The organism is Rhizobium hidalgonense (assembly GCF_002914525.1).
GTDB lineage: Bacteria > Pseudomonadota > Alphaproteobacteria > Rhizobiales > Rhizobiaceae > Rhizobium > Rhizobium hidalgonense.
The window spans coordinates 297,125-315,935 of sequence record NZ_LODW01000048.1 but is presented as its reverse complement, the minus strand read 5'-3'; the positions used below and the strand labels follow the sequence as shown (position 1 = coordinate 315,935).

Annotated in this window: 21 protein-coding genes and 1 pseudogene; 15 read left to right on the top strand and 7 right to left on the bottom strand. The window is 60.3% G+C overall.

Going from position 1 to position 18,811, the window contains the following annotated elements; genetic code table 11:
* Nucleotides 1–45: 45 nt before the first annotated feature.
* Together ATY29_RS11480 and ATY29_RS11475 are read left to right on the top strand one after the other, a co-directional pair.
* On the top strand, nucleotides 46–876 hold the full coding sequence (locus ATY29_RS11480) for a response regulator (RefSeq protein WP_003564302.1): 831 nt from the start codon (nucleotides 46–48) through the stop codon (nucleotides 874–876).
* A gap of 186 nt (nucleotides 877–1,062) precedes the next feature.
* Nucleotides 1,063–2,394, top strand: coding sequence for a diguanylate cyclase (locus tag ATY29_RS11475; RefSeq protein ID WP_025416423.1), 1,332 nt, complete (start codon nucleotides 1,063–1,065; stop codon nucleotides 2,392–2,394).
* A gap of 55 nt (nucleotides 2,395–2,449) precedes the next feature.
* Here ATY29_RS11475 and ATY29_RS11470 read toward each other — a convergent pair whose 3' ends face one another.
* The 3 genes from ATY29_RS11470 to ATY29_RS11460 all read right to left on the bottom strand — a co-directional run bounded on the left by ATY29_RS11470 (nucleotide 2,450) and on the right by ATY29_RS11460 (nucleotide 5,169).
* Complete coding sequence (locus tag ATY29_RS11470; protein ID WP_003564299.1) at nucleotides 2,450–3,472, bottom strand: GlxA family transcriptional regulator; 1,023 nt, start codon at nucleotides 3,470–3,472, stop codon at nucleotides 2,450–2,452.
* Between the two features lie 294 nt (nucleotides 3,473–3,766).
* The gene (locus ATY29_RS11465) at nucleotides 3,767–3,967 is read right to left on the bottom strand and encodes a hypothetical protein (protein ID WP_003564297.1); all 201 of its coding nucleotides are present in this window, start codon (nucleotides 3,965–3,967) and stop codon (nucleotides 3,767–3,769) included.
* Nucleotides 3,968–4,842: 875 nt separating this feature from the next.
* Nucleotides 4,843–5,169: a helix-turn-helix transcriptional regulator gene (locus ATY29_RS11460; RefSeq protein WP_097532757.1), complete on the bottom strand. Its 327-nt coding sequence runs from the start codon at nucleotides 5,167–5,169 to the stop codon at nucleotides 4,843–4,845.
* 209 nt (nucleotides 5,170–5,378) lie between these two features.
* On the opposite strand from ATY29_RS11460, the gene ATY29_RS11455 reads away from it, so the two are divergent.
* The 5 genes and pseudogenes from ATY29_RS11455 to ATY29_RS11430 all read left to right on the top strand — a co-directional run bounded on the left by ATY29_RS11455 (nucleotide 5,379) and on the right by ATY29_RS11430 (nucleotide 8,064).
* Nucleotides 5,379–6,572: an ATP-binding protein gene (locus ATY29_RS11455; RefSeq protein WP_244597391.1), complete on the top strand. Its 1,194-nt coding sequence runs from the start codon at nucleotides 5,379–5,381 to the stop codon at nucleotides 6,570–6,572.
* Nucleotides 6,538–6,783, top strand: a pseudogene (locus tag ATY29_RS38330) (hypothetical protein); the annotation flags it as partial. The gene ATY29_RS11455 and the pseudogene ATY29_RS38330, both read left to right, overlap by 35 nt.
* A 562-nt stretch (nucleotides 6,784–7,345) precedes the next feature.
* Nucleotides 7,346–7,579 carry a DUF2171 domain-containing protein gene (locus tag ATY29_RS11440; RefSeq protein ID WP_003564293.1) on the top strand — a complete coding sequence of 78 codons (234 nt, stop codon included), beginning with the start codon at nucleotides 7,346–7,348 and terminating at the stop codon, nucleotides 7,577–7,579.
* Between the two features lie 51 nt (nucleotides 7,580–7,630).
* Complete coding sequence (locus ATY29_RS11435; RefSeq protein ID WP_097532756.1) at nucleotides 7,631–7,840, top strand: hypervirulence associated TUDOR domain-containing protein; 210 nt, start codon at nucleotides 7,631–7,633, stop codon at nucleotides 7,838–7,840.
* A gap of 38 nt (nucleotides 7,841–7,878) precedes the next feature.
* Complete coding sequence (locus tag ATY29_RS11430; protein WP_003564288.1) at nucleotides 7,879–8,064, top strand: DUF3008 family protein; 186 nt, start codon at nucleotides 7,879–7,881, stop codon at nucleotides 8,062–8,064.
* Between the two features lie 17 nt (nucleotides 8,065–8,081).
* On the opposite strand, the gene ATY29_RS11425 is transcribed toward ATY29_RS11430, so the two are convergent.
* Nucleotides 8,082–8,801 (bottom strand): MgtC/SapB family protein, encoded by a 720-nt coding sequence (locus ATY29_RS11425; protein WP_097532755.1) that lies wholly within the window; start codon nucleotides 8,799–8,801, stop codon nucleotides 8,082–8,084.
* A gap of 225 nt (nucleotides 8,802–9,026) precedes the next feature.
* On the opposite strand from ATY29_RS11425, the gene greA reads away from it, so the two are divergent.
* Both greA and ATY29_RS36830 read left to right on the top strand, forming a co-directional pair.
* On the top strand, nucleotides 9,027–9,509 hold the full coding sequence (gene greA, locus ATY29_RS11420) for a transcription elongation factor GreA (RefSeq protein WP_025416419.1): 483 nt from the start codon (nucleotides 9,027–9,029) through the stop codon (nucleotides 9,507–9,509).
* 112 nt (nucleotides 9,510–9,621) lie between these two features.
* Nucleotides 9,622–9,759, top strand: a complete 138-nt coding sequence (locus ATY29_RS36830; protein WP_155256630.1) for a hypothetical protein — start codon at nucleotides 9,622–9,624, stop codon at nucleotides 9,757–9,759.
* 23 nt (nucleotides 9,760–9,782) lie between these two features.
* Here the strand turns inward: ATY29_RS36830 and ATY29_RS11415 are convergent, their stop codons facing one another.
* On the bottom strand, nucleotides 9,783–10,676 hold the full coding sequence (locus ATY29_RS11415) for a LysR family transcriptional regulator ArgP (protein WP_025416418.1): 894 nt from the start codon (nucleotides 10,674–10,676) through the stop codon (nucleotides 9,783–9,785).
* A 100-nt stretch (nucleotides 10,677–10,776) separates the two neighbouring features.
* On the opposite strand from ATY29_RS11415, the gene ATY29_RS11410 reads away from it, so the two are divergent.
* From ATY29_RS11410 to ATY29_RS11400, 3 genes are all read left to right on the top strand, one after another.
* Entirely contained in the window at nucleotides 10,777–11,385 is a 609-nt protein-coding gene (locus ATY29_RS11410) for a LysE/ArgO family amino acid transporter (RefSeq protein WP_025416417.1), read from the top strand.
* Between the two features lie 283 nt (nucleotides 11,386–11,668).
* Nucleotides 11,669–12,610: a LysR family transcriptional regulator gene (locus tag ATY29_RS11405; RefSeq protein WP_025416416.1), complete on the top strand. Its 942-nt coding sequence runs from the start codon at nucleotides 11,669–11,671 to the stop codon at nucleotides 12,608–12,610.
* Between the two features lie 99 nt (nucleotides 12,611–12,709).
* Nucleotides 12,710–12,865, top strand: coding sequence for an entericidin domain-containing protein (locus ATY29_RS11400; protein ID WP_003560194.1), 156 nt, complete (start codon nucleotides 12,710–12,712; stop codon nucleotides 12,863–12,865).
* 58 nt (nucleotides 12,866–12,923) lie between these two features.
* Here the strand turns inward: ATY29_RS11400 and ATY29_RS11395 are convergent, their stop codons facing one another.
* Nucleotides 12,924–13,283, bottom strand: a complete 360-nt coding sequence (locus tag ATY29_RS11395; RefSeq protein ID WP_173883767.1) for a hypothetical protein — start codon at nucleotides 13,281–13,283, stop codon at nucleotides 12,924–12,926.
* A gap of 18 nt (nucleotides 13,284–13,301) precedes the next feature.
* Nucleotides 13,302–14,303 (bottom strand): glycine betaine ABC transporter substrate-binding protein, encoded by a 1,002-nt coding sequence (locus ATY29_RS11390; protein ID WP_172644314.1) that lies wholly within the window; start codon nucleotides 14,301–14,303, stop codon nucleotides 13,302–13,304.
* Nucleotides 14,304–14,988: 685 nt separating this feature from the next.
* Between ATY29_RS11390 and ATY29_RS11385 the strand changes: the two genes are divergently transcribed.
* From ATY29_RS11385 to ATY29_RS11375, 3 genes are all read left to right on the top strand, one after another.
* The gene (locus ATY29_RS11385; protein ID WP_097532754.1) at nucleotides 14,989–16,443 is read left to right on the top strand and encodes a cobyric acid synthase; all 1,455 of its coding nucleotides are present in this window, start codon (nucleotides 14,989–14,991) and stop codon (nucleotides 16,441–16,443) included.
* Between the two features lie 81 nt (nucleotides 16,444–16,524).
* The gene (locus ATY29_RS11380) at nucleotides 16,525–17,295 is read left to right on the top strand and encodes an SDR family oxidoreductase (protein WP_097532753.1); all 771 of its coding nucleotides are present in this window, start codon (nucleotides 16,525–16,527) and stop codon (nucleotides 17,293–17,295) included.
* 418 nt (nucleotides 17,296–17,713) lie between these two features.
* Nucleotides 17,714–18,772 carry an adenylate/guanylate cyclase domain-containing protein gene (locus tag ATY29_RS11375; protein ID WP_165779348.1) on the top strand — a complete coding sequence of 353 codons (1,059 nt, stop codon included), beginning with the start codon at nucleotides 17,714–17,716 and terminating at the stop codon, nucleotides 18,770–18,772.
* The last annotated feature ends 39 nt before the right edge of the window (nucleotides 18,773–18,811 follow it).

The following is an 18,811-nucleotide window of genomic DNA, read 5'->3' as shown; positions in this document are numbered from 1 at the left end:
TGTACCAATTTGATCCGGGGACAGATTTTACATCAAAGGTTTGCTATGGCGTTTCTAGGTATTTCGGGCATGCAATATTCCGGGGAAATGTTTGCCGGTGCGCGTATTCTTGTCGCGGAAGATTCCAACGTATTCACCTCGATGATCAGCAAACGGCTCAAGGAGCTGTTCGACATTGAGGTCGAGATCTGCCGCAGCTTCGAGGATCTGCAGTATTCCTACGACAAGTCTTCCGAGCCGATCACCCTGGCGATCTCGAACATCAATCTGCCGGGTGCCGAAAACGGCGAAGCGCTCGAATATCTGGTCGACCTCTCCATCCCGACTATCGTCTTCACCGGCACCTTCCAGGAAGGCATGCGCGACAAGCTGATGGCCAAGGACATCGTCGACTATATCCTCAAGGACAATATCTTCGCCGTCGACCTTCTTGCGGAATCGATCTGCCGGTTCCTGACCAACCACCGCCATCACGTGCTGATCGTCGACGATAGCGCGACGGCGCGCGCGCTGTTGTCGAGCCGGCTGAAGCGTTATAATTTCCGCGTCAGTGTTGCCGAGAACGGCGCCAAGGCGCTGGAGATCCTGAAGGCCAACCGCGATATCGGCCTGATGATCACCGACTACAACATGCCCGACATCGACGGCTTCGAGCTGACGCGGCGGATCCGCTCCAATATCGGTTCGCACGAGCTGCGCATCATCGGCGTTTCCTCCTCCTCGAACCGGTTGCTTTCGGCGCGGTTCCTGAAGGCCGGCGGCAATGACTTCATGCTGCGCCCCTTCATCGACGAGGAGTTCTACTGCCGCGTCAACCAGAACCTCGATACGCTCTTGCAAATCCAGTCGATGCGTAGGGAGCGGGCGGTTGCCTGACGGCCCTTCCAGTATCGGTTTCGCCAGGGGGGCGGAGATGACGGTCGCAGACAGTCATCGAATTTCTGCAATTATAAGTAACGTCGTCATTTGTCCCCTTCACGCGCGCAGGCCTCTCGGTTATCGTCCGCCCCGCCGGGGAGAGGGCCGAGTCGAGGCCATAGGGCGCATGGGGGAGTAGCGGCTGTGGCTTTTCAAGCGGATTTTCAGCGGGATGGCATCGGGCTGCGCTCCGGCGGGCTGAGGCTACTTCTGGTTGAAGATTCCCGGATGTTTTCCGCCGTGCTCTGTCATCGGTTCCAGACGGAACTCGGCCTTGCGGTCAAATCCTGCCCGTCGCTGAAGGCGCTTCGCGAAGAACTTGCCGAGGACGGTCATGGCTACTCCATTGCCGTCGTCGATCTCAACCTGCCGGATTCGCCCTATGGCGAGGCGCTCGACTGCACGATCGAGCACGATATCCCGGCGATCGTCTTCACCGCGACATTCGATATCAACACGCGCAACAAGATCATGGAGCGCAATGTCATCGACTATGTCCTGAAGGACAATGAATTCGCGCTCGACAATCTGGTCTCTACTGTCCGGCGGGCGATTTCCAACCGCAAGACGCGGGTGCTCGTCGTCGACGATGTCGCCTCGGCGCGCCAGGTGCTCGTCGACCTCTTGAAGGCACAGCAATATCTCGTCATAGAGGCAAGCTCGGGGCTGGAGGCGCTGGCAGCACTCGAAGCCTACACCGATATCGAACTCGTGGTCACCGACCACAACATGCCCGATATGAGCGGCTACGAGCTGACGCGGCGCATCCGCCATCGCTTCGGTTCGGATCGGCTGCGCGTCATCGGTGTTTCCTCCTCCAGCGACCGCATGCTGTCTGCGAGTTTTCTCAAGGCTGGTGCCAGCGATTTCGTCTACCGGCCCTTCGTCGCCGAGGAACTGCAGTGCCGCATCGCCAACAATGCCGAAACGCTGACGCAGATGCGGCAGCTGAGGGCGGCGGCGGCCTGCGACTATCTCACAGGCCTCTATAACCGCCGCTATTTTTACGACAACGGCCCGAAACTGGTGAACGAGTGTCTGCGGCTGAAAGTGCCGAGTTCGGTGGCCATTCTCGATATCGATCATTTCAAGCGGCTGAACGACACCTATGGCCACGAGATCGGCGACAAGGTGCTGAAGGCTGTCGCAAACAGGCTGTTCACGATCTTCGATGGCAGCGACAATCTTCTCTCGCGGCTCGGCGGCGAGGAATTCGCCATCCTCTTCCCGCAAATGGATTCTCTTGCCGCGACCAAACTCTGCGACGAGATCCGTTCGGACATTTCGCGGCTGAAGGTCACCGCCGACGACGAGGAACTCGGCGTCACGATTTCGATCGGCATTGCCGAGATCGGCGGTTACGAGACTTTCGAAAATTACCTCAACGCCGCCGACCAGTTCCTCTACATGGCCAAGCACAGGGGCCGCAATCAGGTCTATTCCGACGCCAGGATGACGGAAGAGGCGGCGCAGTAGAGCCGTTCGGGCGAGCCGCCGCCCTTTTCAGGCGGCGGTCTCTTGCTTTCAACTCTCAGGCCGCGACCGCCTGCTGACGCGCGGTCGCCATGGTCATCTTGCGCTCGGCGCGTTCCTGCTGCGGCGAGCGATGGTAGAGTTCGCGATAACACTTGGAGAAATGCGAGGCCGAGACGAAGCCGCAGGCGACGGCGACCTCGACGACGGGCATCGAGGACTGCACCAGCAGGTGGCGTGCACGGTCGAGGCGGATTTCCAGATAATAACGGGCCGGTGAGCGGCCCATCTCCTGGCGGAACAGCCGTTCGATCTGGCGGCGCGAGAGGCCGGCGCCGTCGGCGATTTCGATCAGCGACAGCGGCTCGGCGAGATTGCCCTCCATCAGTTCGATGATCGACAGCACCTTGGCGTTCTGCACGCCGAGGCGGGCGCGCAGCGGCAGGCGCTGGCGGTCGTGCGGGTTGCGCACGCGGTCGGTCAGGTGCTGCTCGCAGATGCGGTTGACGAGGCTTTCGCCGAAATCCTCGCCGACGAGGTTCAGCATCATATCGAGCGAGGCGGTGCCGCCGGCGCAAGTGTAAAGATTGCCGTCGATCTCGTAGAGATCGGCATAGACTTCGGCTTGCGGGAAGGCTTCGGAGAAGCCCGGCAGATTTTCCCAGTGGATGGCGCAGCGCTTGCCGTTCAGGAGGCCGGCCTGGGCCAGCACATGCGCGCCCGTACAGAGGCTGCCGACGGCAACGCCGCGATTGTAGCATTCACGCAGCCAGGCATTGACCGACTTGTTGTTGAACTGCTCGACATCGATGCCGGAACAGACGAGCACCATGCCCGGCCGGTTTTCGCCGCCGAGATGGCGGCGCTCTTCAGCGAGCGAGGAATTCGCCTCGACGCCGATGCCGCAGGAGGAATAGACTTTCTCCCCGTCGAGGGAAGCGAGGCGCCAGGTATAGGCCTGGTAGCCGAGCATGCGATTGGCGATGCGCAAGGTATCCACGGCCGCCGAGAAGGGCAGCATGGTGAATTGCGGTACCATAAAGAAGACCAGCGAACGCTTCTTGATCTGCATCCTGTTCATAGCGAAATCCATGCTCGAGGGGCGATGCATATTGGTTGCGCGGAATGCGTCGCGCCGATGTCCTGAAAGCGACACTGACATGGAAAAATGCGGCCGGGAAGAGCAAATATGCGACATTGACCGCGATTTGACTGGTCAAGCCGCCGGAATGGCCGCAGGTTGGGAAAGGAATGGGCTGACTGGCGACTGAAATTCAAGACTGGCAACCGCCTCAGAATGGACGCTCAGACCAAGAAAAAGGCGGCGTTGCGAGATGCAGACGCCGCCCTCATCTCGAGAGGAATGTCGCATTCATTATACGGTCCGGTGTTTGTTGTCGTCCGTGCTCGGCCAGCCGATGTCCTTGCGGATGTCGAAGGGCATGGCTTCGATTTCACGGGCGGTCTGCCAGCGTGTCCAAGCGAGCACCAGCCTGCGGGCATAATGCGTCAGATCGAAATGGCCGTGGCCGGAGGTGAGGGGCTTGCCGCCACCGCGATAGGTGAGCGTGGTCATTGTCCGGTTCCTTTCTAAGGGTCAGGGGCATGGTCGTTGAATGGGAGGTTCGTCCATGTCCATGATCCTAATATGGGCCTCGGGCACTCATCATTCAAACGAATAGAGCTTATGGATAACATCAGAGTTATTGAATGATCGCGGCGCCCCCTGCCGGCCGTCCGGCGTCACGCCTCATGTGGAACTCACTTTAAAGCGCCCTTAACCTCGGTCTAAAGCGTCCTAGAATCGGGTAAAGCGAAACAGATTCAGCTAAAGCGAAATCATTGCAGCAAAATAATATCAAGCGTTTAGCAGCACGTCGGATCCGACATGATTATGAAAATTGACCCGAGAGCAATCGGGAGCAGTCGAAATATAGCCCCAGTCCAAAATGATTTTTTTGCTACATAAAACGATTTTCTGGCAAGCTAAGTACTTGAATTAATTGCATGAAGAAAAACGCCAAATGGACTCGCTGGTGGCAGCCCCTCTTCCTTTGTGGTGGTATTTAAAGGTTGACTTTGCACGATAGAGGCGGCGTTTGCGCTATTGAATCAAAAACTGTGCGGTATGTCGAACCCACATTAAAGCGAAACAGAACCCGGCCTTGGGCGAGACAAAACCACGTATAGTGAAGCGGATTCACCCATCTAAACTGTTTTCAACGGGCCACCATAAACCGTAAGTTTATGAAATCTGACGTTTGTTGAAGTATCGGTCACTCGGGCTTCAAAATGCGCTTTTGTTTTAGCAATACGCACCCGAAGTTTCAGTTCTTCCACGCTCAAACCCATATGATGCTATTGACTCCGATGGTAGCATGAGGCGGTCTGAGATGTGGGCGCCTCTCCCGAACGTCGGCTCAGTGGCATACGTCGGAGCTAAGTTGATCGTCACGTCTCGATTTCCTTCGGGGGCGGCGCCCCTGCTTCGGCGGGCGATTTGCTGACATCGTCAAACCTGTTCAGTTCGCGGACGTCTCTGGCGGTGTTGTGGTTGAATACGCCCCACCCACGATCGCCCACTGGAGCTACGAACTCGATCCCGCTCTGCTCATAGAAGTGCTGAACCAGCAATGCGTACTGAGGCAGATCGCGCACGCCCCGCTCCACGCGGTAGACCGTCGCCCGTGAAACGCCTGCGTGCTTCTCGACCTGCTCCTGGCTCAGACCAAGGAACTCTCTCGCGACCTTAAGGATTTCCGGCGGCACCATCAGCATAAGGATTCAATGCCATGTATCCACAGGCGCCGCAAATTGATGGAAATAAATGTTGACGTCGAGAAGCTGGCGCCATCCATTGGATGCGCAATGCATCCAATGGAGTCGTAATCATGCTAAATCCTTTGTCAGTCGTCTTCCAGCCAATCTGGGCTTCTCGAATCGGTCGGCCGTCCCCAGACCGGTTTCAGCCGGTGGAGGCGGCGTGAATGTATCACCACCTCGACGGCAAGGTTTTCCAGGAGACCAGCAGAAACGCCGCCCAGTTCCTGATGCTTTGCTCTCTTCGCAGAGCGCTTCGGGGAACGGATCAGTTCAAGAACAACGCTAGGGGGATCATCGTCTGCCTCGTCGACAAGGAATGGATCTGGCACGCGAAATCCGCGGCGATGCTCCTCATGACGGGTGGCCGGGATCGCTCGTACTACGACGACTTTCGCCGACCCGTCCACGTTATCGGCGAGTCGTCCCGTCGCTCCGGGGGAAAGGGCGTCGAAGACTTTACAGTCTTTCGGCCGGATCATCAGGTTATCTACCTTGCGACCTCGCTTGACAGCGTAAAGCATTCGCTCCAGTTGGCCGCGGACGTCATCGTCGACGTGAAAGCGCCGACCGCAAGGCACGTCGTTGCCGCGCGGAAGGTGCTGGGCGTGGAGGACGTCAACAAGCCGCTTGCAGAAGCGATCGCGCAACTGCCGGCCGAGATCGTGGTCGGCCTCACAGCCAGAAGATCCTTGAATGGGCTGGACCTGGCCACTCTGACTAAACCCGTCCCGGAGCCGGATCGCTCGCCGAAGCTTTCCGACCTTCCTGGGTATGGACCCGCCCGAGCCTGGGTGGGCGCGATAAAACAGGACGTGGCGGACTGGCGGGAGGACAAGCTGCCGTGGTCGGACGTTGACAGAGGCGTCCTTCTCGTCGGCCCGCCAGGAACTGGCAAGACGTTGTTCGCAACCGCGCTCGCCAACGAGCTCGGCTTCGACCTCGTTCCGACATCGGTCGGCGCCTGGCAGGGGGCCAACAAGGGTTACCTGGGCGACATGCTTGCCGCGATGTCCGCATCGTTCGCCGATGCCACGTCTCGTCGAGGCGCGGTACTGCTCGTGGACGAACTGGACGCGATCGGAGATCGCACAACGATGCGGGGCGATCACGCGTTCTACGAGGGAAACGTGATCGGAAGGTTTCTCGACCTGACGACGCATGCCCTCGGACAGCCGGGAACGATCGTCGTCGGAGCGACGAACTACGGGCACCTGATCGACAACGCTATCTTGAGGTCCGGACGTCTGGAGAAGCACGTCCATCTGGATCTTCCGGAGGACGAGGAGCGTGCGGAGATCCTGGCCTATCACTTGAATCGTTCGCTATCTTCGGCGTCGCGAGGGCAAGGAGAAGCCTGAATATCCGACGCCCGAACTCGAGGCAGTGCTGAGCAAGACGCTCGGCGTGCCGCTCTTTCAGGAGAGCGCCATGAAGGTCGCGATGGTCTGTGCCGGGTTTACGGGCGGCGAGGCCGATCAGCTTCGCAAGTCGATGGCTACCTTTAAGTTCACGGGCGGGGTCAGTCGGTTTCAAACAAAGCTCGTCGAGGGGATGGTGAAGAACGGCTACGCGCTTATTACAGCCTCCATGCCGGCCTTCGCAGACGCTGCCACGATGAAGTTTCCAAGCGACGCTCCGGTTGCGAGCATCACCATCCCGGACAGCTGGCAACCCGAAGAGACGGAAACCGGTGTCCAGGCAAATTCGTCGGACTCGGCGATCTACTTCTCTGTTGATGTGGCGGACTCCAAGTCGATGGATCAGGTCACCACCGATGCCATCGACTTTCTCGCGAAGAATGGTGTGACACTGGACGTCAAAACCCAGAAGGAGACGCCGGTAACCGAAGTGAACGGCCTCCAAATGACGACGCTGGACTGGGACGGCAAGGACGAAGACGGGCCTGTGAGCGTTGGCATGGCATTCGTATCAAGCACCGGCGAGAAAGCTCTTGTCGTTACGTACTGGGGGACGAAAGGCGACGAGGACAAGCACGATGCTGAAATTGCCGACATGATGATGTCGATCAAGATGACTGAGTAGGTAACGAACGAGGTTCATCGAACTGGGGAACCAAGTTCGCTCCACGTCGTTGGCGTCTGATACCGACAACGACGCAAAGGAGCAAACGATGATTTCCGCAGATCAGATCCGTGAACATATGGAAGTTCTGACCGCCGACGGCACCCATGTCGGGACCGTGGATCATCTCGATGGTCCGACCCGCATCAAGCTGACGAAGACCGACTCGGAGGACGGCAAGCACCACCTGATCCCGCTCGACTGGGTCGATCATGTCGACGCTCACGTTCACCTGTCGAAAAACGCAAGGGATGTCCGCAGCCAGTGGGCCACCATCAACTGACGAGCGATCGGCTGCGGCTTTTGCCGCAACCCCTCACCGACGGGGAGAGCCATGTCGAAACAATTGGAGGGGGGCGACGAAGTGAGCTGGGATACCAGCCGGGGAAAGACCAAGGGCAAAGTGATCAGCAAGCAGACCCGCGAGACGAAGATCAAGGGTCATGAGGTGAAGGCGTCGGCAGCGCTGCCGCAATATATCGTCAAAAGTGACAAATCGGGAAAGCGGGCCGCGCACAAGCCCGGCGAACTCCGGAAGCTTTGACGGCAGCGGGCGCCTTATTCAGGCAGAAGGAGATCGATATGCCAGCCAAGTCCAAAGCCCAGCAAAAGGCAGCCGGCGCCGCGCTTTCGGCCAAGCGCGGCGAGACGCCGAAGAAGGAACTCAAGGGCGCTTCAAAGCAGATGGTCGAATCCATGAGCGAAAAGCAGCTCGAAGAATTCGCGTCGACCAAGAGAAAGGGCAAACCCGAGCACGCCTCCAAATAGGGAATGGTTCCCTCGAATCAGGTTGTCGTGGACTGCATCGAAAATTCCGCGACTTCGTGCGCGTCGGAGACGGCGGCCAGGATCGCACGCGCGGATGCGTCCGGATCTTTCGCCAGCCAGCGCAACTCGAACGTGGTCCCCATGCGGCCGTCTTCGGTCCGTTTCACCGATCCGAACAGCGCGCTGCATTCGAGGGGTTCAAGCACATCCGACAGGTCGGGTATGGCGGAACTCGACCCGTAGATGACGAGAGTTGCCTTGCGTTCGCAGCGCAGCCAGTTATCCAGGCGCTTCATGGGCGAAAGCACGATGAAGGCAACCACGGTGGCGATCATCCCGATCACGACCTGGCCGCCGCCGAAGCAGAGGCCGACGACGGTCATGAACCACATGGTCGCTGCGGTTGTGACGCCGGTCATCGTATCGCCACGCCTCAGGATCGCGCCGCCGCCGATGAAGCCGACCCCCGTCAGCACACCGAGGGGAAAGCGCAGCACGTCCATCTGCGTGAAATAACTAAAGGTTTTTCCATCGGTCGACAGAAGGAGGTTCGCCTGGATCATCGCCAGGCAGGCGGCAAGCGCCACCAGGATCGTGGTCCTGAAGCCCGCCGCATGACCGCCGCGCTCGCGATCGAGGCCGATGAGGCCACCAGCGACCACCGTCAATGCGATGCGCGCACCGATATCCCACCAGCTCGGTGTCAGCGGCATGGCGTCGGTCAGGAAAGAAGGCATGTCTGTCTCCAGCCTTCGTCACGGCCTTTCCGCTGCTTGCCGGGCATGCGATCCTCCTCAGCCTCGATGCGTCCCGGGTCTAAAACGCCATGCGGCGCAGGACGTTCCGTCGCCGCCGCCGGGCCGATATTGGCGGTTCGGCCGCAGCCGGTGTATGGTTACTTCCCACTATGGGCAGCTTGCCCGCCAGCTATGGGCGCATTGCGCTTCAAATGGAGTATTGAATTGGCCGTCGCCTTCACCAAGGAAGAGAGTTTCGAAACCGCTTCGGAAACCCTGCTGCCCGACCGTCCGATTTCGCCGTATCTGAACCTTGTCACGGAGGCCGGGTTGAAGGCTCTGGAATTGCAGTTCCAGCAAGCGCGCGAGGCTTATGATGCGGCGAGTACCATCGATGACGTGAATGAACGGCGGCGGCAGGCGTCAGGTCCCTTGCGCGACCTGCGCTACTTCAAAGCAAGGCTGCGCACTGCCCAGCTCATGGCGGACTCACCGTCAACCGACGCTGTCGCCTTCGGCAATACGGTGACCTTCCGCCGCGACGACGGGCGTGTGCAGACCTATCGTATTGTCGGCGAGGACGAAGCCGATCCCAAGGCCGGATCGATTTCCTATGTCTCCCCGGTGGCGCGGTTGCTGATGGGCAAGGCGGTCGGCGACGTGGCGGAAACAGGTGGCCAGGAGTTGGAGATCGTCGCCATCGCGTAGGACGCGATACTCTGGGCGGTGCCGGGTTCGGCCAGTTTGCCGAAAAGCAGGCATCCCTGTCGCGCAAAGGACGATAAAGTGAAGCCCACGATCGAAATCGATCGAGGCGCTGGTGGCCAAGTTTGACAGGCTCGATGCGTCCGAGAGCAGCAAGACCGAGGCATCCGCCGGATCGAAGCCAGCCGCCGAGGCTCCGAAGGAGCGCTCCGGCGAGACAAGCGAGTTCGGCAGCCGCACGGCTTACGCTTGATCGCGCCGCGTCGGTAATCGCGATCAAAGACGTCGCTTCGCTACCGTGACGATTTCGCGCGTCAGATCCGCCAGGCGATCCGCGGCGAGGCGGTTTATCTGCCAGTATAGTGGGACGTCCAACGGCGTGTCAGGAACCAGTTCTACCAACCGTCCCGATGCGAGATGCTCGCCGGTCAGCTGGGTCGGGTTCATTCCCCATCCCATGCCCGAGACGCTCGCCTCGACGAAACTTTGCGGCGAGGGCAGCCAGTGGGTGGGATAGTCGAGATCGCGTCCGAACACGCTGCGTACCCAGCTGCTCTGCAGTCTATCTTTCTGATTGAAGGTCAGGGCTGGAGCGTTGCGGATGGCCTCGGCGGTCACGCCGTCGGGAAAGTGACAGGCGACGAAGCCGGGCGTGGCCGTGGCGTGATAGCGCAGGACGCCGAGGGCAAAACGCCGGCATCCGCGGACCGGTTTTTCCAGGCTGGTGACGGCGGCGATCACCCGCCCGCGCTGCAGCCATTCGGCGGTGTGGTCCTGGTCGTCGACGGCGATGTTCAGCAGATAGGAAGAGCCCTTGGCGAAATTCGACATCGCCTCGACGAACCACGTCCCGAGGCTGTCGGCGTTTGTCGCGATCTGAAGCGTCACCCTCTGGCGCGGCTCGTCGGGATCGACCAGAGCCGGCAGTTGCCCGAAGAGTTCGGCTTCGAGCATGCCGACATTCTCCATATGGCGGCAGAGCCATTCCCCCTTTTCGGTCGCCGTGCAGGGAGAACCTCTCACGATGAGGACGGTGCCGAGCCGCTCTTCGAGCTGCTTCACGCGCTGCGAGATGGCCGATGGCGTTACGTTCAGCACCGTCGCAGCCCTTTCGAAGCTGCCCGTCTGGACGATGGTTGCGACAGCGCGGAGAGCGGGGTAGTCGAGCACGGATTAGTTTCGCTTAATCGGAATAAGTCAGATTAACTAGCCTAATTCTAGGAATGGCAATACCCAATCATCACCGAGTTGAGGGGTGTTTGCCAAAGCGATGAATTTTTCGATCTATGTCACGGGCCTGATGATGGGGCTTAGTCTGATTGTCGCGATCGGCGCCCAGAATGCCTTCATTCTTCGCCAGGGCCTGCGCAACGAACACGTCTTCGCCGTCTGCCTCGCCTGCGCTCTGTCGGATGCCGCGCTGATCGTGCTCGGCGTGACCAGCCTGCAGCAGATTGCCAGGCTGCTGCCCTGGCTCGATCCGCTCATGCGGTATGGCGGAGCGGCGTTTCTCGCCTGGTATGGCGCTAAAAGCCTCTATTCCGCTTTTCGGTCATCCGCCACCCTGACGGAGGCGGAGGCCAAGACAGCGAGCTTTCGGCAGACGCTCGCGACCTGTCTTGCGCTCACCTGGCTCAATCCGCATGTCTATCTCGATACGGTCGTGCTGCTCGGCACGATCTCGACGCGCTATCCGGGACAGCAGGCATCGTTTGCCGCTGGCGCGGTGACGGGCTCTTTCCTGTTTTTCTTTGCCCTCGGATATGGCGCGGCATGGCTGCGGCCGATCTTTTCGAAGCCGTCGTCCTGGCGGATGCTGGAAACGCTCGTTGCCGTCACCATGTGGATCATCGCCTTCAAGCTGCTGGGTTCGACGTAGGCAGGCCGGGAACCGAACCCGCCGTGACTAGAGGCTATCCCTTCTGCCGCGCCCGATGGCGCGGCTTCGGCGGGTCGGCTGACATCGGCCAGCAGATGCGGCGGAAAACATTTTATTTGCCGCATCGCCTCTTCGTAATTGGCGTGCCTGCGGCGCTGCGACTTGAATGCGGAAAGGGCTTGTACGATATTCCAGATGCTTGTTTGAGACATGTCGGTCCTCCTTTGCTGCATCCGTTCCGACGGTCCAGATATGCGGCTCGATTGACATTCAATCAAACAAAATGATATGCGGTTATAAATCAGAAAAATTGAAAGATGCGACGATGAGCCTTCCCTTTCGCCGTCCCATTCCTTTGCTTGACAACGATGTGCTGCGCACCTTCGTCGCCATCGCCGAGACAGGCAATTTTTCAACCGCCGCGGAGGCGGTCTTCCGCACGCCCTCGGCGGTGTCGATGCAGATCAAGAAGCTCGAGGAGCAACTGGGCGCGACGCTTTTTCTGCGCGACGCCCGCTCGGTATCGCTGACGCGCCACGGCGAGATGCTGCTGTCTTACGCCCGCAATATCCTGGCCCTGTCGAACGAGGCGGTGTCGCGCTTCATCATGCCGGAGCTCAGCGGCGTTGTCAGGCTCGGCGCGCCGGAGGACATCGGCGAGCGGCTGCTGCCGAGCATCCTGAAGAGTTTCGCAGAGAGCTATCCCGGCATCATGGTCGACGTGACGATCGACATGAGCATCGGGCTGAAAAAGCGCATGGAGGAACAGCGGCTCGACCTGGCCTTGATCAACTGTGCGACGCGGCCTTTCCCGACGGGCGGCGAGGTGGTGTTCCGCGAGCGGCTGGTCTGGGCCGGCGCAAGGTGCGGTTCGGCGCATCGCCGCGATCCGCTGCCAATCTCGATCTGGGAGGACGGCTGCATCTGGCGCCAAGAGGCGCTCTCCCAGCTCGAACGCAACAAGCGACCCTATCGCGTCGCCTATCTCAGCGGCCACACCATGGCGCAACGCGCCGCCGTACTGTCAGATCTCGCCATTGCGCCACTGCCGCTATCCTATATCAACGAGGACATGGCGATCCTCGGACCTCAGGAAGGACTGCCGGAGCTCGGCGCTTTCGATATTCGCCTGTTGACCGCCTCGCAGGTGTCGGGGCCGATCGAGACGGTGGCCGACAGCATTCGCGGCGCCTTTGCCGAGAGAGCGAAGGCGGTCGCTGCCTGAGGTTGCCGTTCGGCCGTTGAACCTTTTGCTCCCTTGTGCGTTATCGGCGCGGATGGCATGAGTGCCGTTCGGGGTTGATTTCAAACAAGGATATTCGAGATGACGACAACGGCCAAAATCGCCGCAGCCTTTATGGTTCTTCTTGCCCTCTCCTCGTGCGGCAACACGATCCGCGGCATAGGAAAAGATACCGCAAACACTGTGAACGCCACGCAGGACGCCGGCCGCTCGGTTGACCGCGCAGCGAAGAAGTAATCGGCTGAGAAGTTTGCCGGCCGGGGCCGGACCATCCAATCAGGCGGCCGGCCCATCATTAGATGGTCGGGGGATAAGCCTTTTCCAGGCCACCGGATCGGTCAAGACCGGTCCGGAAGGCCTGGTAAGCCGGATGCTGGCTGGAGCGGGCGGCTTCCATCAGCCGGATCTGCAGCCGATCCGGCGCTTGGGCTCCGAGCCATAGGCCGAGATTTTCGAGCTTCAGCGAGTTGAGGAACCGCGAACCAGCGGCAAGATCGAGATGGCGGCGCAGGCCGTCAAGCAGGTTATCGTCCTGGGCGACATTCTCCATGAGCAGCGTCAGATATGATTTGTCCGTCTCTGACAGCGCGGCGAGCTTTTCCGCGACGGTATCGCGGTCGGGAAAGGGAACATTGCCGGTCATCGAATCGTCCATGCTTGATCTTGCTTGTCGTTATAAGCTCGCCTTGACCTTTTCGGCTACATCGGCTGGAACCCATTTCATCCACAGGCCCTCGTAATTGCGAAGGAAATGGATCGCGGCATCCTCGTTGCTTTCGCGGTTTTCGTCCTGCCAGGCAAGCACCTGGTTGATTGTCGCATTGTCCCATTTGCGGGTTTTGAGATAGGCGGTGACAGGTCCGGCACGGCTGGCAAAAGACCGGGTCATCAAGGTGAAGGCGCGAGAGACCGGGTAGGAATTAAGTTCCGGCCTGGTGCAGCCGGCAACCGCTGTGCAGCGGTCCCACTCGCTCTTGTTGTGGCCGACGCCGAAGCTCAGCCGCGTCATATCGTATTTACCGAGGACGGCCGTCGGCGCCCAATAATAACCGAGCCAGCCGACCTTGTTTTCGAAGGCGCGGGCAATCGAGGCATCGAGCCGTTCGGGGCTGCCGGTTTCGACGAGTTCGAAGTCCTTCTTGTCCGCGGCAAGTGCCTTGAACAAGTTGGTGGTCGATATCTGGCAGCTCCAGTCGGCGGGGCAATTGTAGACTGCGCCCTTCGCCGCATCGTCCTCGGCGGGGAAGAGTTCGGGATGTTTCAACGCATCTTCGACCGACCGGATGTCAGGGTGGGCGTCGGCAATGAATTTCGGGATCCACCAGCCCTCGACCGCACCATCGGCCAGGATCTCGGCTCCCTGCACCAGCCGGCCGGTGCTGACGGCCTGATCGAGCAAGGCTCTGACGGAATTGATCCAGTATTCGGAGGCGATGTCTGGCGTGCCTTTCTCGTTCATCGAGGCGAAGGTCGGCAGGGTGTCGCCGTCGACGATGGTGACGGAGCAGCCGTAGCCCTTTTCCAGGATGATCTTGTCGAAATTCGCCGCAATACCGGCCGAGGCCCATTTCATCTCGGCGATCGAAACCTTGCCGCACTCTGCGGCTTCGACCGGCGCAACCATAGAAAGAGCCGCGGCAAAGACGGCCGGAATCAGAAACGTCTTCATCGTCATTCCCCGAATTCTTCTTTACAGCGCCGCGTCTTTTCATGCGCGCTAAGAATGCTGTGATACGTTGAATCTACGGACGCGCAGCCGGAGATCGGATATCAGCGGCAAGCTTCTCTGGCGCCCGAAAGGAAATGCCTCGCGGGCGATACCGCGATAGACAGACGTTTCCGGTTCATCGGCGCCTTCGCCTTGCTCTCCGGCAGCTTGTCGCAGGTCATGGCTCGAAAATGGCGTTTTTTTGAAAGCCTACGCGTTCGCTCGCAGAAATCAACCGTCTTCTGCTGATGGTTGCTGAACTAAATGATTGAATTCGAAGAATTTATCTCAATATCCCGAAAATGGCGCCTTCAAGCGAACTCCACGCTCTTGGCGATCGCCGGCGGATCTTCGGCAGAAATTTCGGCGCGAAAGTCAAAAAAGATCGAAATTAACTTTTGCGTAAGCCTTCAATAACTCTCCGGTAAGAATGTGCCGTTATCAGTTGGGTCGTGGCGGGAATGACCGCCGCTTCTCCGGTTCAGGTAGTGCGTACCGGAGAAAGCGAGCTTCGCCGTGTAGGGGCGAAGACGCCTGAGTTTTCGGCAAACCGCGCAGAGCCAAGGCCATGCGCGGTTTTCGCGTTTTTGCGAGAAGCTTGACCCGGTATAACAGGCCATTGTAGGCCTCGCCCCAGCGAAAGGCGGCCACCATGGCAAGAGCGATCATGCTGCAGGGCACCGGTTCGGATGTCGGCAAGACGGTGCTGGTCGCCGGCCTTTGCCGGCTGGCGGCCAATCGCGGGCTCGCCGTCCGGCCGTTCAAGCCGCAGAACATGTCGAACAATGCGGCGGTTGCCGATGACGGCGGCGAAATCGGCCGGGCGCAGTGGCTGCAGTCGCTGGCTGCACGCACGCCGTCCTCGGTGCACATGAACCCTGTACTGCTTAAGCCGCATTCGGATAACGGCAGCCAGATCATCGTGCAAGGGAGGGTGTTCGGCCAGGCGAAGGGGCGCGACTACCAGCGGCTGAAGCCGCAGCTGCTCGGCGCCGTGCTCGAAAGCTTCGAAAAAGTCGCTGCGGGTGCCGATCTCGTCATCGTCGAGGGTGCCGGATCGCCGGCCGAGATCAATCTCAGGCCCGGCGATATTGCCAATATGGGTTTTGCGACGCGGGCCGGCGTGCCTGTCGTACTCGTCGGCGATATCGACCGCGGCGGCGTCATCGCCTCGCTGGTGGGCACGCATGCGATCCTGCCGGACGAGGACCGGGCGATGATTGCGGGCTATATCATCAACAAGTTTCGCGGCGACGTCTCGCTGTTTGACGATGGCATCCGCGCCATCGAAGGCTTTACCGGCTGGCCGTGTTTCGGCGTCGTGCCATGGCTGCAGGCCGCGGCGCGCCTGCCGGCCGAAGATTCGGTCGTGCTTGAACGTCTGGCGAGGGGCGGAGCGGGGGCGCTGAAGATTGCCGTGCCGGTGCTGCCGCGAATCGCCAATTTCGACGATCTCGACCCGTTGAGGACCGAGCCGGATGTCGAGCTGGTCTTCGTGCGATCAGGCGAACGGCTGCCCGCGGACGCCGGCCTCGTCGTCCTTCCCGGCTCGAAATCGACGATATCGGATCTCGCCGATTTCCGCGCTCAAGGCTGGGACCGCGATCTTCAGGCGCATGTCAGGCGCGGCGGCCGGGTAATTGGCATCTGCGGCGGATACCAGATGCTTGGTCGGACGGTGCATGATCCGCTCGGCATAGAGGGCGGGGCGCTCGAGACGCCGGGGCTGGCGCTACTTGACATCGAGACCGAGATGGCGCCTGAGAAAACCGTGCGCAACAGCCAGGCCCGCTCGACCGAATATGACGCGCCGCTTGCCGGCTACCAGATCCATCTCGGCATCACCCGCGGCCCGGATTGCGACAGGCCATCGGCGATTATCGACGGCGCGTCCGACGGAGCGCTTTCGGCCGACGGCCGGATCATGGGCACCTATCTGCACGGGCTGTTCGGAAGCGACGCCTACCGCGCCCGGCTGCTTCAGAGCTTTGGGCTCTTCGGTGAGCGGAGAAACTACCGAGAGAGCGTCGATCAGGCCCTCGACGAGATCGCCAGAGAACTGGAGCGTCACCTCGATCCGCGCTGGTCGGCCGGGTTCGTCGGTTAGGTCCACCGTTCTCCTCTTGCCAAATTAGTTGACTGAGTCCATTAATCGGCGCGGTGGACCCGGTGGAGAGCGATGAACCCCATGCGCGTATTGGACAGATTTTCACTGGCGGATCAGGTGGCGCTGGTGACCGGCGGCGGCCGTGGTCTGGGTTTCGAAATGGCCCGCGCCCTTGCCGAGGCTGGCGCGCATGTCATCGTCACCGGGCGGACGGCGGCAACGCTGGAAGATGCCGTCAGGACCATCCGAGCCGCAGGCAGGACGGCGGAAGCCGCTGCATTTGACATCGCCGACCGCGAGGCACAGCGTGCAGTGATGGCCGATATCGAAAAACTCCACGGTCGTCTCGATATCCTGATCAACAATGTCGGCGCCCGCGACCGGCGGCCGCTGGCCGAATTCGACGATGATGCGATCGTCGAGCTGCTGCGCACCGATCTTGCCGCGGCAATCACGCTTTCGCGCGATGCGGCCGCGCTGATGAAACGGCATAATTACGGCCGCCTGATCGCAGTGACGTCGATCAGCGGCCATGTCGTCATGCCCGGCGACTGCGTCTATCCGGCAGCCAAGCAGGGCCTGACCGGCCTGATGCGCGGCATGGCGGTCGAGTTCGGCCCGTACGGCATCACCAGCAACGCGATTGCGCCCGGCTGGTTTGCCACCGAGACGAACGCGGCGATGGCCGCGAATGAGGAATTGATGCCGTTCGTGCGCCAGCGCATCCCGGTCCAGCGCTGGGGACGGCCGGACGAGATCGCCGGCGCGGCGCTGTTTCTGGCAAGCGCCGCCGCCTCTTTCGTCAACGGCCATGTGCTGACGGTCGACGGCGGCATGACAGTCAGGATGTGAGCGGCTGGGATCGTGTGGCGACGCGAGGTCGCCTTTTATCGCCTCGCGAGCCTCAAACTGGAGTAGCTTCGCTAGCCACTGGGAGACTGAGGCATTGTCATCCGTAACCCGCGTTTGCCCCTCTCGAATTCTGCATCCTTCATTCGCGTGGGAGTAGTATCGCGACGCGAAGCAGGCTAATGGATGGCATGCGCGACATGGCTTTTTCAGCACCTGTCCCGCGGTTCCCGGTGCCTGGCCTCGATTGTAAGACGGCTTCTCCGGCTCTCGGCCCGATGCGGAGGTTTTAAAAATTAGCGATCATATCCACTGGCTGATAGAGCAGGGAATCACCAGCGAGCATATTAGCGAGCTGATTACCGGATTATGCGATCGGCTGATCGCCGATGGTTTTCCCATTTGGCGAGGCAGCATCGCGATGCCGTCCATTCATCCCATGTATGGCGGCGTCTCGGCCAATTTCCTGCGCGGCGGGGCGACCACGATCGAGAATGCCGAATATGGCACAGCAGCAGTGCTGAAGTTCGAGAAGACGCCAATATACTATCTTCTGGGGCGTGGCGAAGCGTCTGGGCGTTGGATTCTTGCCGACGGAGAGGGGATCGACAGCTATCCGCAGCTGGCTGAATTCGCGCTTGGCGGCGGCACGGATCATCTGGTCAACCTGCTGGAGTTCCCGAAGGAGGCTGCGCTGCGCGGCGTCAGCCTGTCGTTGACCAGCGACCTGCCGGGCGGATTTTCCGACGATCAACTGGCTGTTGTCACACAGCTTTTTCCGGCGCTTGGGCTGGCTTGCTACCGCATCGCGGCATCGAAAACCGCCGCTGACTTCCTCGCGGTCTATACTGGCGCCAAGACGAGCGCGCGCATCCTCGCAGGTGATATCCAGAGAGGAAAGGGCGCTGCCATCAATGCTGCGGTCCTGCTTGCGGATCTGAGAAACTTCACGGCATTGACCGAAGTCTATCAGCCGGGCGAGATCGCGAGGTTTCTGGATGAACATTTCGAGCTGATCGGCCGGCATGTCGAGGAAAATTCCGGCGAAATCCTCAAGTTTATGGGCGACAGCGTGTTGGCGATTTTTCCGACAGGCAGCGAGGAGGGCGAGGATCCCCGGAAGGCCTGCACGGCCGCACTGGCCTCCGCCCGAAATCTTCTGGAGGCAAACGAGGCTCTGAACCTTCGGCGGAAGCGCGAGGGCGGTCCCGACATCGGCGTCGACGTCGTCCTGCATCTTGGCGAGGTCTTCTACGGAAATGTCGGCGCGCGCGGCCGGCTTGATTTCACGGTGATCGGCAGGGCGGTTAACGAGGCCTCGCGGCTGGAGAAACTCTGCGGCGAACTCGGCCAGCACCTTCTGATGTCGGAAAGCTTCGCCGCCGCCTGCGGGACTGCCTGCGAACGTCTGGGATCGTTCGAATTGCGCGGCGTTTCGAAGAGGGCCGATGTGTTCAAGCTTGCCGCGGCTACTCTATGATTCGAAATATCATAGTGTGTCTGAAAGACGCGCGACGCT

Coding starts and splice junctions, on each gene's coding strand:
- ATY29_RS11375 (WP_165779348.1), top strand. CDS start 17,714: ATGCCGTCCATTCATCCCATGTATGGCGGCGTCTCGGCCAATTTCCTG.
- ATY29_RS11405 (WP_025416416.1), top strand. CDS start 11,669: ATGATATGCGGTTATAAATCAGAAAAATTGAAAGATGCGACGATGAGC.
- ATY29_RS11465 (WP_003564297.1), bottom strand. CDS start 3,967: ATGACCACGCTCACCTATCGCGGTGGCGGCAAGCCCCTCACCTCCGGC.
- ATY29_RS11435 (WP_097532756.1), top strand. CDS start 7,631: ATGTCGAAACAATTGGAGGGGGGCGACGAAGTGAGCTGGGATACCAGC.
- ATY29_RS11390 (WP_172644314.1), bottom strand. CDS start 14,303: ATGACGATGAAGACGTTTCTGATTCCGGCCGTCTTTGCCGCGGCTCTT.
- ATY29_RS11395 (WP_173883767.1), bottom strand. CDS start 13,283: ATGGACGATTCGATGACCGGCAATGTTCCCTTTCCCGACCGCGATACC.
- ATY29_RS11440 (WP_003564293.1), top strand. CDS start 7,346: ATGATTTCCGCAGATCAGATCCGTGAACATATGGAAGTTCTGACCGCC.
- ATY29_RS11410 (WP_025416417.1), top strand. CDS start 10,777: ATGAATTTTTCGATCTATGTCACGGGCCTGATGATGGGGCTTAGTCTG.
- ATY29_RS11400 (WP_003560194.1), top strand. CDS start 12,710: ATGACGACAACGGCCAAAATCGCCGCAGCCTTTATGGTTCTTCTTGCC.
- ATY29_RS11380 (WP_097532753.1), top strand. CDS start 16,525: ATGCGCGTATTGGACAGATTTTCACTGGCGGATCAGGTGGCGCTGGTG.
- ATY29_RS11385 (WP_097532754.1), top strand. CDS start 14,989: ATGGCAAGAGCGATCATGCTGCAGGGCACCGGTTCGGATGTCGGCAAG.
- ATY29_RS11480 (WP_003564302.1), top strand. CDS start 46: ATGGCGTTTCTAGGTATTTCGGGCATGCAATATTCCGGGGAAATGTTT.
- ATY29_RS11430 (WP_003564288.1), top strand. CDS start 7,879: ATGCCAGCCAAGTCCAAAGCCCAGCAAAAGGCAGCCGGCGCCGCGCTT.
- ATY29_RS11425 (WP_097532755.1), bottom strand. CDS start 8,801: ATGCCTTCTTTCCTGACCGACGCCATGCCGCTGACACCGAGCTGGTGG.
- ATY29_RS11455 (WP_244597391.1), top strand. CDS start 5,379: ATGTATCACCACCTCGACGGCAAGGTTTTCCAGGAGACCAGCAGAAAC.
- ATY29_RS11470 (WP_003564299.1), bottom strand. CDS start 3,472: ATGAACAGGATGCAGATCAAGAAGCGTTCGCTGGTCTTCTTTATGGTA.
- ATY29_RS11460 (WP_097532757.1), bottom strand. CDS start 5,169: ATGCTGATGGTGCCGCCGGAAATCCTTAAGGTCGCGAGAGAGTTCCTT.